The sequence below is a fragment of the Sphingomonas daechungensis genome (assembly GCF_039543105.1).
Classification (GTDB): Bacteria; Pseudomonadota; Alphaproteobacteria; order Sphingomonadales; family Sphingomonadaceae; genus Sphingomicrobium; species Sphingomicrobium daechungense.
The window spans coordinates 1547385-1559637 of sequence record NZ_BAABJC010000001.1 but is presented as its reverse complement, the minus strand read 5'-3'; the positions used below and the strand labels follow the sequence as shown (position 1 = coordinate 1559637).

The 12253-nt window shown below is 63.9% G+C and carries 13 protein-coding genes; 5 read left to right on the top strand and 8 right to left on the bottom strand.

Translation table 11 applies throughout. The annotated features are described in order from the left end of the window. Position 1 precedes the first annotated feature (1 nt). Complete coding sequence (locus ABD928_RS08130) at positions 2 to 253, bottom strand: hypothetical protein (RefSeq protein ID WP_187715575.1); 252 nt, start codon at positions 251 to 253, stop codon at positions 2 to 4. Positions 254 to 365: 112 nt separating this feature from the next. Between ABD928_RS08130 and ABD928_RS08125 the strand changes: the two genes are divergently transcribed. From ABD928_RS08125 to ABD928_RS08115, 3 genes are read left to right on the top strand one after another with little or no spacing between them, the layout of a single operon-like run. Beyond that, on the top strand, positions 366 to 2183 hold the full coding sequence (locus tag ABD928_RS08125) for an ABCB family ABC transporter ATP-binding protein/permease (RefSeq protein WP_345167781.1): 1818 nt from the start codon (positions 366 to 368) through the stop codon (positions 2181 to 2183). 12 nt (positions 2184 to 2195) lie between these two features. After that, positions 2196 to 3980 carry a DNA helicase RecQ gene (gene recQ, locus ABD928_RS08120; protein WP_187715576.1) on the top strand — a complete coding sequence of 595 codons (1785 nt, stop codon included), beginning with the start codon at positions 2196 to 2198 and terminating at the stop codon, positions 3978 to 3980. After that, positions 3961 to 4365, top strand: coding sequence for a protein tyrosine phosphatase family protein (locus tag ABD928_RS08115; RefSeq protein WP_187715577.1), 405 nt, complete (start codon positions 3961 to 3963; stop codon positions 4363 to 4365). Before recQ ends, ABD928_RS08115 begins: the two co-directional genes overlap by 20 nt. Here the strand turns inward: ABD928_RS08115 and ABD928_RS08110 are convergent. The 6 genes from ABD928_RS08110 to ABD928_RS08085 all read right to left on the bottom strand — a co-directional run bounded on the left by ABD928_RS08110 (position 4362) and on the right by ABD928_RS08085 (position 7909). Then, positions 4362 to 4562, bottom strand: a complete 201-nt coding sequence (locus ABD928_RS08110) for a putative signal transducing protein (protein WP_187715578.1) — start codon at positions 4560 to 4562, stop codon at positions 4362 to 4364. The two genes, ABD928_RS08115 and ABD928_RS08110, sit on opposite strands and share 4 nt — an antisense overlap. Then, positions 4563 to 5099: a DUF924 family protein gene (locus ABD928_RS08105; RefSeq protein WP_187715579.1), complete on the bottom strand. Its 537-nt coding sequence runs from the start codon at positions 5097 to 5099 to the stop codon at positions 4563 to 4565. Further along, positions 5096 to 6520 carry a metalloprotease TldD gene (gene tldD, locus ABD928_RS08100; RefSeq protein ID WP_345167773.1) on the bottom strand — a complete coding sequence of 475 codons (1425 nt, stop codon included), beginning with the start codon at positions 6518 to 6520 and terminating at the stop codon, positions 5096 to 5098. Before tldD ends, ABD928_RS08105 begins: the two co-directional genes overlap by 4 nt. Beyond that, complete coding sequence (locus ABD928_RS08095; RefSeq protein WP_345167771.1) at positions 6517 to 6735, bottom strand: zinc-finger domain-containing protein; 219 nt, start codon at positions 6733 to 6735, stop codon at positions 6517 to 6519. Before ABD928_RS08095 ends, tldD begins: the two co-directional genes overlap by 4 nt. 45 nt (positions 6736 to 6780) lie before the next feature. Further along, a complete protein-coding gene (locus tag ABD928_RS08090) occupies positions 6781 to 7305 on the bottom strand; it encodes a DUF4402 domain-containing protein (protein WP_187715580.1) in 525 nt (174 codons plus the stop codon). 85 nt (positions 7306 to 7390) lie between these two features. Continuing rightward, positions 7391 to 7909, bottom strand: coding sequence for a DUF4402 domain-containing protein (locus tag ABD928_RS08085; protein ID WP_187715581.1), 519 nt, complete (start codon positions 7907 to 7909; stop codon positions 7391 to 7393). A gap of 122 nt (positions 7910 to 8031) precedes the next feature. On the opposite strand from ABD928_RS08085, the gene ABD928_RS08080 reads away from it, so the two are divergent. Both ABD928_RS08080 and nadB read left to right on the top strand, forming a co-directional pair. After that, positions 8032 to 8955 (top strand): ABC transporter ATP-binding protein, encoded by a 924-nt coding sequence (locus tag ABD928_RS08080; protein WP_345167767.1) that lies wholly within the window; start codon positions 8032 to 8034, stop codon positions 8953 to 8955. Then, on the top strand, positions 8955 to 10535 hold the full coding sequence (gene nadB, locus ABD928_RS08075) for an L-aspartate oxidase (protein ID WP_187715582.1): 1581 nt from the start codon (positions 8955 to 8957) through the stop codon (positions 10533 to 10535). Before ABD928_RS08080 ends, nadB begins: the two co-directional genes overlap by 1 nt. A gap of 9 nt (positions 10536 to 10544) precedes the next feature. Here nadB and ABD928_RS08070 read toward each other — a convergent pair whose 3' ends face one another. After that, a complete protein-coding gene (locus ABD928_RS08070) occupies positions 10545 to 12227 on the bottom strand; it encodes an ATP-binding protein (RefSeq protein ID WP_345167764.1) in 1683 nt (560 codons plus the stop codon). Positions 12228 to 12253 lie beyond the last annotated feature (26 nt).

Sequence of the window (12253 nt, the reverse complement as noted above, 5' to 3'; positions counted from 1 at the left end):
ATCATCCGCGGAGGGCGTTGACGGGAACGCGCACGGAATCGTCCTGCTGTGCGATCGTGCGGGGGTCAGTCACGCGGCACTCTGCGACCAAGGTCGGAAAGTCGAATGCATTGTTCTGGAGGAGCGCCTGGTGCGTTCCCGCGGAGCAAGCCTCCTGCGACGCATAATGCGTGGGCATGGTAGCAACCGGCGTGCACTGCGCGGAATCGTCAGGACAGCCGAGGATCGCAATCACATAATAGATTGGTTCCATGAGGAAATTCCGTTCCGTTGTTGCAGCGCTGAACAGCCGAGCGGCAAGCCGGTTCCGATTGTTTCGCAACCGGCGTTTGCGGCTCGCTCCCGGGGCACCTACCTAGGAGGGAATGGCCGAAGCAGCGGAGCAGCAACCGAAGACCGACGCGGGGTTCCGCACGCTTGTCCGCTTCCTGCCGATGCTGTGGCCAGCCGGCCAGTTCGAGATCAAGGCCAGGGTCGTCGCGGCAGTCATCCTGGTGCTTGCCGGCAAGGCCGCAACCCTGGTCATGCCCTTCGCTTACAAGGCGGTGATCGACCGCATGTCCGGCCCGCAGGTCGTGTTTGGCGTCGTCGCCATGCTGGTCGTCGCCTACACGGTGGCGCGCTTCGCGGGCGTTCTCGCGGATAACCTACGCAACGCTTTGTTCGAGAAGGTCGGGCAGGGCGCCGCGCGCCGCCTGTCGGGGCAGGTTTTCCGGCACATCCACGACCTCGGCCTGCGCTTCCATCTTGAGCGGCGGACCGGATCGCTGACGAAAGTGGTCGAGCGCGGGACCAAGAGCATCGACATGATGCTCTATTTCATCCTGTTCAACATCGCTCCGACAGCGATCGAGCTAATTGCGATCTGCGTCATCTTCTTCGTGAAGTTCGGCGCCGGACTGGTCGCGGCGACGCTGGCGATGGTCGCCGTCTATATCGCCTTCACGCGCAAGGTCACCGATTGGCGCGCGCAGATCCAGCGCGACATGAACGAGGTGGACAACAAGGCGATCGGCCGCGCCGTCGACTCTCTTCTGAACTACGAAACGGTCAAGTACTTCGGGGCCGAGGAGCGTGAGGCAAAGCGCTACGACGAGGCGATTTCCGCCTTCGCCAAAGCGGCGGTCCGCAACGAGACATCCTTGGCATGGCTCAATATCGGCCAGAGCTTCATCACCAACCTGATGATGGCCGGCGCGATGATCTTCACGGTCTGGGGGTGGAGCCGCGGGCAGTTCACGCCGGGCGACGTAGTGCTTGTGAACTCGCTGCTGATGCAGCTCTTCCGTCCGCTCGACATGCTCGGCTGGGTCTATCGCTCGATCCGTCAGGGCCTGATCGACATGGAGGCGATGTTCAGCCTTCTCGATACGCCGGCAGAGGTAATCGACAAGCCTGGCGCGCCGGCGCTCGAAGTGAAGCGCGGCAACGTCCGCTTCGAAGGCGTGCATTTCGGATACGAGCCGGAGCGGGAGATCCTGAAGGGCATCGACCTCGACATTCCGGCGGGGTCGAGCCTGGCGGTCGTCGGTCCCTCGGGTGCTGGCAAGTCGACCCTCGCGCGGCTGATGTACCGCTTCTACGATCCGACCGCGGGCCGCATCCTCATCGACGGCCAGCCGATCGCGGACGTCGCCCAACGATCGCTTCGCTCCTCGATCGGAATCGTCCCGCAGGATACCGTGCTGTTCAACGATACGATCGGGTACAACATCGCTTACGGTCGCGGGCAGGCGTCAACCGAAGACATCGAGCAGGCTGCGAAGGGCGCGGCGATCGACGATTTCGTGAAGGCCCTGCCTCAAGGCTACGAATCCATGGTCGGCGAGCGCGGACTCAAACTATCAGGCGGAGAGAAGCAGCGCGTGGCCATCGCTCGTACGCTGCTCAAGAATCCGCCGATCCTCGTCCTCGACGAAGCGACAAGCGCGCTCGACAGCCGGACCGAGCAGGCGATCCAGGAAACACTCGAACGCATTGCCCGCAATCGCACGACCATCATCATTGCCCACCGGCTCTCGACGGTCGTTGGCGCAGACCGCATCGCGGTGCTGGAGAACGGCAAGGTCGCCGAGCTCGGCACGCACGAGGAATTGCTGGACAAGGGTGGCCTCTACGCGGACCTCTGGTACCGTCAGGCGGCCGAACGGGTTCTGGAAGATGCCGCCGAAGCGGCGGAGTAGCGTAAGAGTGGAATGACCGACCCGCTGGCAATCCTGAAAGACACGTTCGGGTTCGATCACTTCCGAGGAGTGCAGGAGGAGGTCATCGGGCGCGTCCTTGCTGGGCGCAGCACCCTTGCCGTCATGCCGACCGGCGCGGGAAAGTCGCTCTGCTATCAGCTTCCGGCGGTCGCACGAGAGGGCACGGCGCTGGTGATCTCGCCGCTGATCGCTTTGATGCATGACCAGATCCGGAGTGCCAGTGCGATTGGGCTTCGCGCGGCTTCGTTGACATCCGCCGATACGGACCGTGAGCGGACGATCGAGCGCTTCAAGGCAGGCGAGCTCGACCTTCTTTACGTCGCGCCGGAGCGGGCCAATATGGACTCGTTCCGGCGGCTCGTCAGCCGGGTGAACCTGTCGCTGATCGCGATCGACGAGGCGCACTGCGTCAGCGAGTGGGGTCATGACTTCCGGCCCGACTATCGCCAGCTGCGAACGTTGCTGGATGAGAATCTGGACGTTCCCCGTCTCGCCCTGACGGCGACAGCGGACCGGCGGACCCGCGAAGACATTCTCGCCCAGCTCGGAGTTCCGGAGGACGGGCTGGTCATCGCCGGGTTCGATCGGCCCAACATCCGCTACCACGTCCGTCCGCGCGACGGACTCAATGCACAGCTGAAACTGCTGCTCGCGAGCCAGACTGGAGCGGGAATCGTCTACGCGCCGAGCCGGGACAAGTCGGAGCGGATTGCGGAGCAGCTTTCGTCCACCGGGCGCCCCTCGCTCGCCTATCACGCCGGTCTCGACCCCTCGATCCGGGCACGCAATCAATCCGCATTCGTCGCGTCCGAGGAGATGGTGATGGCGGCGACCGTTGCGTTCGGCATGGGCATCGACAAGCCGGACGTGCGCTTCGTCGCTCATGCTGGAATCCCGAAGTCGATCGAATCCTATTATCAGGAGACCGGTCGTGCGGGCCGTGACGGGGATCCCGCCGAAGCCTGGCTGTTCTGGGGCGCCGAAGACTTCGCTCGCGCCCGCACCCGCATCGAGCAGGAGGTTGAGCCCGATCGCCGGCCGGAGGAGCGCGAGCGGTTGAACGCGCTGGCTGCGTTCGTCGAGACTGCGGGCTGCAGGCGCGCGATCCTGCTCAAGCATTTCGGCGAGGACACGCCAGAGGCCTGCGGCAATTGCGACAATTGCATCGATCCTCCCAAGACGATCGATGCGACGGAGCTTGCGCGCAAGCTTCTTTCTGCCGCCTTCCGTACCGAGATGCGGTTCGGCGTTGCGCACCTCGCCGATGTGCTGGCCGGGAACGACAACGAGAAGGTGCGAAGCTTCGGCCATGATCGGCTGTCCGTGTTCGGGATTGCAGACGCCGACGAAGTCGCATTGGTGCGGCCGGTCGCTCGTGCCCTGATCGCGCGCGACGCTTTGCGAGCGGATGCGTACGGTGGACTAAGCTTCGGTCCCGGCGCCAAGCCGATCCTGAAAGGCGAGCAGGAGCTGACTATTGCGGTGCCGCCTCCGCGTCGGCGCGGCTCTCGCGTTCGTCGTCAGGGACCGGCCGATCCGATGTTTGACGCCCTGCGGGAGGCACGGCGGAAGCTCGCGGCGGACGCGGGCGTCCCGCCCTATGTCATCTTCCACGATTCGACATTGCGGGAAATTGCCGCTTCGCGCCCGAGATCGCTTGGGGAGCTGGGCACGGTGCAGGGGGTTGGTGCCGTCAAGCTTGCCCGCTACGGAGAAGCCATGCTCGCGGCCGTCGCCGCGGAAACGGAGAAGTCGGATGACACGCCAGCTGGATGACGTCTTGTCGGTCAGTGGTCAGGTCCAGCCCGGCGACATCGCGGCCCTGGCTGGCGAAGGCATCACCCTGATCATCAACAATCGCCCGGATGGCGAAGAGCCGGGTCAGCCGCGCGGCCTGGAGATCGAGCAAGCGGCGACAGCGGCCGGCATCGCCTATCGCGCCGTGCCGATCATCCGTGGGATCGGTCCGGCTGACGCGGACGCGATGAACGATGCGCTTGCGGCCGCCTCCGGAAAGGTTCTCGCCTTCTGTCGCAGCGGAACGCGTTCGGCACTGACCTGGGCATTGGCGAAAGCCGACAAGGGAATGCCGCGCGACGAAATCGAGCGTCGGCTGGTGGCCGTCGGCGTCGACCCGACGCCGATCGCGCACCTGCTCTAGCCGGTCGCGAGAACCTGGCGCGCGTCGGCCAAGTCTTCGTCCAGAACCATCAAGCGTACCGGGATCATCGGCCCCCACCCGAAGCTGTGCATGTCGGCGTCGAACAGGACGGCCTCGATCCCCTCCGCCTGGAGGTTCAGCCGAGCGAGCTCTGCCTCAATGCGATTTTCGAACCGGGCGAGCTCGACGAGGCTCATTCACCAGGGAACGATATCGCCGGCGGCCACTTCGGCCGGTCGCGGAGTACGCCCAAGCATGGCGTTCCGATGGGGAAACCGTCCGAACCGCTCGATCACGTCGTGATGCTTCTTGGCGTAGCCGAGCAGGTTCTCGTCGCCGAGCGCGGTGAATAGCTGGATGGACCTTTTCTGGTCGGCGAGGTTCTCACTGTGCTCGAACGGCAAATAGAGGAAGCCACGTTCCTTGGGCTCGAGCTGCTCATCGAAACCGAGATCGACGGCTGCCTTGGCGATGCCCAGTCCCAGGATGTCCGTAGCGAACTGCTCGGCGTCGCCGCGGAACATGTTCCGGGGGAACTGATCGAACAGGATGACGCCCGCCAGCGCGGTCAGCGGGTCGTCGAGAAACGAGCTCACAGGAAGCTGCCTCTTGCTCTCCCAAAGTGGGAGGAACCGCTCACGAATCTCTTCGTCGACCGCGGGCTCGCTCCGCCACCATTGCGCGGGATCCAGCCCGAACCAGTAGGTCAGAACGTCGCGTCGCCAGTCGGTCATGCGGTGGCGGTTCCCCCGACGGTCAGCCCGTCGATGAGCAATGTCGGCTGTCCGACGCCGGCCGGGACCGACTGTCCACCCTTGCCGCAAATGCCGACGCCTTCGTCGAGCTCGAGGTCGTTGCCGATGCCCTTGATCCGGGTCAGCACCGTCGGGCCATCCCCGATCAGCGTTGCGCCCTTGATCGGTTCGGCAATGCGGCCGTTCCGGATTCGGTAAGCTTCAGTGCAAGAGAAGACGAACTTGCCGCTGGTGATGTCGACCTGTCCGCCTCCGAAACTCTTGGCGTAGACCCCGTCCTTCACCCGCTCCGTGAGCTCGCCCGGATTGTCGTTGCCGGCGAGCATGAAGGTATTGGTCATGCGCGGCATCGGGGCGTGGGCGAAGCTTTCGCGGCGGCCGTTGCCGGTCGGCTCAACGCCCATCAACCGGGCGTTCAGTCGGTCCTGGATGTAGCCCTTCAGAAGGCCGTCCTCGATGAGAACGTTGCGGCGGGTCGGCGTGCCCTCATCGTCGATGGTCAGCGACCCGCGGCGACTTCCGATGGCTCCGTCGTCAATCACCGTGACGCCGGGCGCGGCGACCCTTTCGCCGATGCGGCCAGAAAAAGCCGAAGTGCCCTTGCGATTGAAATCGCCTTCCAGCCCGTGGCCGACCGCCTCGTGGAGCAGCACGCCCGGCCAGCCAGGACCAAGCACGACCGGCATTTCTCCAGCCGGCGCCGCAACGGATTCAAGGTTGGTCAGCGCCTGCGCAAGCGCGATGTCGATCGCGCGGTTCCACGTCTCCGGCTTGAACAGGTCGTCATAGAGATAGCGGCCGCCGAGACCGTGATGCCCTGTCTCCCGGCGATCTCCGTCCTGGGCGACAATCTGCACGTTGAGGCGCACCAGCGGCCGGACGTCATGCGCGACGAAGCCGTCAGCGCGGACGATATCGATCACGCTCCAGCTTGCCGCGAGCGAAACGGCGACCTGCGCAACGCGCGGATCGCGAGCGCGGGCGGCGGCGTCGATGGTCTGGCAGAGCGCCACCTTTTCGGCGAACGGAATCAGCGAAAGCGGATCGTCGGCAGTGTACATTGCCTGGTTCGTGCGCAGCGGCGGCGGCGCCGTCTGGCCCCTCGCAGGATCGAGCAATTTCAGCGTCGCCGCAGCGCGGTCAATCGCGCCCGCGCTGATCTCGTTGGCGTGCGAGAACGCCGTTGTTTCTCCCGAAACTCCGCGGAGGCCGAACCCGGAGCCAGTGTTGTAGTCGGCGGTCTTTAGCCGCCCGTCGTCGAAGCCGAACGCCTCGCTCGCCGAATATTGCAAGTACAGCTCGCCATCGTCGCATCCGGACAAATGCTTGGACGCGAGCTGCCTTGCGCCGTCAGGGTCCAGGCTTCTGTAAAGGAAGCGGCGCGGATCGGAGGCGCTCATGCGAGCGTGTCCGCGGGTCCCCCCTCAAGGACGAAACGGCGGTCGCAGTACCCGCATTCGACGAAGCCCAGGTCGGGCTCGATGCGCAGGAACACGCGCGGGTGGCCGAGCGCCGGGGCAACCTCGCCGGAGCCGTCGCAGGCGACCTGAAGCGTCTTGACCTTGAAAACTTCTGGCGGCGGCAAGGAATCAGCGGCTTTGGCGGATTGGTCCATGCCCTTCAGGTAGCTGCGGCGTGCCGCCCGTTCAACCGCGCTCGGTCAGAGATAGTCGACCGTGACGTTGAATTGCCCGATGTATGTTCCCTCGGTCTGGTTGGCGTTGACGTTGAGCCGCGCGCCCACCTTGAAGTTCAGGACGCCGTTCTGCGGGATGATCCGGATACCGAGCAGACCGTCGAGATCCCAGTTCGAGACCGTCATCGTCTGCGTTCCGCCGACACGCGTCAGCGTGACCGATCCACTCGGGAGAGTCACGAACAGGATTGCGGCCCGGGCGGCGGCGATCTGGAATTCTGCCGGTTGCGGACTCCCTGCGATTTGCTGGACGCCGCCGGACGTGGTCATTGCCCCGGTGTCGGCATTGATCGTCGCCGACCCGGCGGCGGTCACTCGAAGGGCGGCGAAATCGAGGTCCTTGATCCAGGTGAGGGTGATCGGCCGACCGATCCGCAGCTTGCCCGTCGCCGGCGGAGATGCTGCCTTGGGCGCCGCCAAGGCCGGCGATCCCATCGCCAGCCCAAGGACTGCTGCTGAAAGCAGGACAAAATGTCGAACCGAACTCATAGCAAACGCCACCGCCCCCAGCCGATGCCGAGCCGTATATGACAAGTCTAGTTAACATCGTCTTAGGACGGGCCGGCGTGGAATGTCAGGGGTATTGAACGTCCACCGTGAACGTCCCGGCATATACGCCCTCGACCTGGTTGGCGTTGACGAACAGAGTCGCACCGACCTTGAAGTCGAACGGCTCCTTGGAATTGACGTTGCGGCTGTTGCTGCCGTCCACGGTCCAGTTCGACACGGTCATCGTCTCGGTCCCGCCGACGCGCACCAAGGTGATCGGATTCTTCGGAATGCGGACGATGACGACGCCCTTCACGGGCGAAACGCCTTCAAACAAAGCGGAATAGGGATTGCCGCCGATCTTCACCACACCGCCGGTCGTCGTCAGCGCATCGGTGTTGGGGTTCATCACCGCGGTCCCGGCCGTGGTCACGCTGAGGTAACCGAAGTTCAGGTCGTTGAGCAGCCGGACCTGCGTTGCCTTGCGGATATCGACCGAAGCACGGGCGGGTGGAACAGCCGCCTTGGGTGCAGCCGAAAGCGGAGCCGCGGTCGCAATCGACAGCAGCCCCGCTGACAGCAAGGGTAAGAAGCGCAAACTCATTACAAACGCGGTGGTAACCCTTTCTTCTCAAGATGCGTCTGACAGACAGGGTAAAGCGCGCGTTTACCTTTCACCTTTCCACTCGCTTGTCGGCTGGGGCGACTGGCCGCTATGCGCGCCCAATGGACGCGTCTGCTGCAATCCGGATCGAATCGCTGTCGAAGACTTACTCCGACGGCAAGAAGGCGCTCGACGATGTCAGCTTCGATGTTCCCGCCGGCCAGATCTTCGGCCTGCTCGGCCCCAACGGCGCGGGCAAGTCGACGCTGATCAACATCCTTGCGGGCCTCGTAGTCAAGAGCAGCGGCAAGGCTTCGATCTGGGGCTTCGACATCGACCAGCATCCGCGCAATGCGAAGCGCTCGATCGGCATCGTCCCGCAGGAAATCCTGTTCGACCCCTTCTTCACGCCGAAGGAGGCGCTGGAGATCCAGGCCGGCCTGTACGGAATCCCGAAGGAACAGCGGAAGACCGGTGAGCTCCTCGCGGCGATGCACCTGACCGACAAGGCGAACGCTTATTCGCGGACTCTTTCGGGGGGAATGAAGCGGCGCCTCCTGGTGGCGAAAGCGATGGTCCACTCGCCGCCGATCCTCGTGCTCGATGAGCCCACCGCGGGCGTGGATATCGAGCTGCGCCGCCAGCTCTGGGCATATGTCCGGCAGCTCAATGCTCAGGGGGTGACCGTCGTCCTGACGACGCATTATCTCGAAGAGGCCGAAGAGCTTTGCGACCGGATCGCCATCATCAATCATGGCCGAGTCATCGCCAATGAGCCGACGCGGCAGCTCGTTTCCAAGGCGCAGGAAAAGGCCGTGGTCGTGACCTTCGACCGCGAAATCGATTCCGTCCCGGCCAATGCCTGCTTCGAGAATATCAACCTGCTTGACGAGCGAACTCTCGAAATCACCTATCGCAAGGACAAGGTCGATGCCGGCCAGGTGCTCGCGGCCGTCCAGCGCGACGGCTTCGCCATCGTCGACGTCCGCACCCGCGAGCCGGACCTGGAGGATGTCTTTCTAAGCTTGACGTGCGAACCCGCCTGATGAGCGCGACTGCCGACGTCCTCGTTGTGGGATCAGGAGCTGCCGGCCTAACGGCGGCGCTCAACCTTGCCGAGACCCGCAAGGTGGCGGTGATCGCCAAAGGAGCTCTCGGGGAGGGCGCGACGGGCTGGGCGCAGGGCGGGATCGCCGCCGTACTGGAAGAGGGAGACAGCTTCGAAGCCCACATCAACGATACCATGATCGCCGGCGCCGGGCTCAACGACCGCCAGGTCGTCGAGCATGTCGTCGAATCGGCGCCGCGGGCGATCGAGAGGCTGGTCGAGCTGGGCGTTCCCTTCGCCACTGATGAAGACGGGCTACATCTCACGCGTGAGGGCGGTCACAGCCATCGCCGGATCGTGCATGTCGCCGATGCAACCGGCGCCGCGGTTCAGCGCGCGCTGGAAACCGCGGCGGCCAAGCACCCCAATATCAAGCTCGTCCCGGACATGGTGGCCGTCGATCTGATTACCGGCCGGCATGCCTCGAACTTTTCGACCAGCGGCGCCGTTCACGGGCTCTACGCCTACAATCGGGCGAAGAAGCGCGTCGAAGCCTTGACCGCCCGGGCAACGGTTCTGGCAACCGGTGGGGCAGGGCGTGCGTACCTGTTCTCCACAGCGCCACGCGGTGCGACCGGTGATGGAATCGCCATGGCTTGGAGAGCGGGCTGCCGAATCTCCAACATGGAGTTCATGCAGTTCCACCCGACCTGCCTGTACAATCTGGAAGTCAAGAACTTCCTCATCACGGAGGCAGTTCGGGGCGAGGGTGGGCAGCTCAAGATCCCGGGAACGGGCGAGCGGTTCATGCCCCGCTTCGACGAGCGTGCCGAGCTTGCGCCGCGCGACATCGTCGCCCGGGCCATCGACCATGAGATCAAGCGCCTGGGCCTCGACTACGTGCACCTGGATATTTCGCACCGCGAGCCGGAGTTCGTTAAGGAGCACTTCCCGAACATCTACGAAAAGCTGCTCGGCCTAGGCATCGACATTACGAGGGATCCAATTCCCGTCGTTCCCGCGCAGCATTACACGTGCGGCGGCGTGATGGTGGACCTTCACGGCTGTACCGATGCACCCGGGCTTTATGCTGCGGGAGAAGTGACTCAGTCGGGCCTCCACGGCGCCAATCGCCTGGCGTCCAACAGCCTCCTCGAATGCCTTGTCTTCGGCGAAGCGGCCGCGCAGCACATCCTTGGCAATTGGGACTCGCTCTCGGACGTTCCGGAAGTTCGCGGATGGGACGAAAGCCGAGTGACCGACAGCGACGAGGAAGTCGTCATCACCCAGACGTGGGGCGAAATCCGCCGCTTCATGTGGAATTATGTCGGCATCGTCCGCACGACCAAGCGGCTCGAGCGCGCCAAGCACCGGATCGACCTGCTTCGACAGGAAGTCACGGACTACTACCGGCACTTTCGCGTGACGCCGGACCTGATCGAGCTTCGCAACCTGGTGGAGGTTGCGGATCTCATCATCCGCTCGGCCTTGTCGCGGCATGAAAGCCGCGGGCTTCACTACACGCTCGATTTTCCCAAGACTGCGAACGACGCCGAGGACACCGTCCTCGTACCCTAACGGAATGTCTTAGCGGCCGTGTCCACGCCAGCGCTTGATCGTGCGCTGGATGATGCCGTCTTCGCCGCCGGTCTCGCGCCACAGGGCGGCGAAGCTCGGGTCGGACGAGGCGGGACGCTTTTCCGGCTCGAGATCGTCGAAGCGGACGCGGATCGGAATCGCAACACCTTCGCCGCAGACGATGCATTCGCGGTTGCGGAGCGCCGGGATGGCGTCGAGGAAGCCGCGCGCGCCTTCAGGCATTGCTGCACGAACGCAGGCCTGGTCGCGGTCGTTGTTCAAACGCATCGAGATGATCGTGCCGCACTGGGAAAGCACGCCTTCCGCCAAGTCGGACGGACGCTGCGTGATCAGACCCAGCGAGACGCCGTACTTACGACCTTCCTTGGCGATACGCTCGAGGATCTTGCGAACGGCCTGGGCGCCGCTGTTCTCGTCCTTCGGAACGTAGCGATGGGCCTCTTCGCAAACGAGCAGGATCGGACGCTGCGGCTCGGTTCGCGACCAGATCGCATAGTCGAACACCATACGGGCAAGCACCGAAACCACGACCGAAGTGACCTCGGACGGAACACCGGAAACGTCGACGATGGAGATGGGGCGGCCGTGGCTCGGCAGGCGGAACAGTTTCGCAAGGAAGCTGCCCATCGAGTCCGAAACCAGCATGCCGGAGAACATGAAGGTGTAGCGCGGATCGGCGCGGAGCTCTTCGAGCTTCGTCTTCAGCCGCTGGTAGGGAAGCGTATCGCCCGCGCGGTCGAGCTTGCCCATCTCGTTGACGAGGATCGCGTTGAGGTCGGTCAGCAAATACGGGATCGGCGAGTCCACGGTGACCTTGCCGAGCTGCTCGACATTCTTGCCCTTGGTGCGGGCTGCGAGAAGGATCTTCGCCAGGATGTCGGCATCGCGCTGACGTTCGGAACCGTGCGTGGTCAGCAGGACCTCGCAATGCTCTTCGAAGTTCATCAGCCAGTAGGGAAGCTGCAGATTGTCGACGTTGAAAAGCTCGCCGCAATCCTTGAACGCAGCCGAATATTCGCCGTGCGGGTCGATCATCACGATATGGCCCTCGGGGCTGAGCTCCGAGATGCGGTGGAGAATCAACGACACCGAGGTCGACTTGCCGGTACCGGTCGATCCCAACACCGCGAAGTGCTTCGACAGCATTGGATCGACATAAAGGGCGCCGCGGATCTCTTCGGTCGGATAGACCGTGCCAATTTCGATATGCGGATTGTCGTCGGCCGCGAACACGGCACGGAGGTCGTCGGTCGAGACGGGAAGGACCTTGTCGCCCGGGATCGGATAGCGGGTCACACCGCGGCGGAAGTTGGACATGCCGCCGCGAGCGTCGCGGACGCCCTCGCCCAGGAAGTCGATGGCCGCGACCACCTCGCCACCTTCGCCCTTCATGGTTCGGACGTTAGCGATCAGCCAGCTGTTGCCGACCGCCATCTTCACCTGGCTGCCGACCTGGCCGGACATGGCGATCGACGGGTCGCTATGGTTGAGAAGGGCCGCAAGCACCGCATTATCCATGCGGATTCTGGAGCCCGAACCGGCAATTTCCATCACCTCGCCGATCGCCTGGACGTTCGTCGCCAGCGGTGCAACCGTCTTTGGAGCCGGGCCTTCGTCGCTGAAGCTGCTGATTTCGTTGACGAAACTCTGCAGATTCGGTTGATCGTCCATTTTCTCGCCGTCCCAACGCTCGTTAA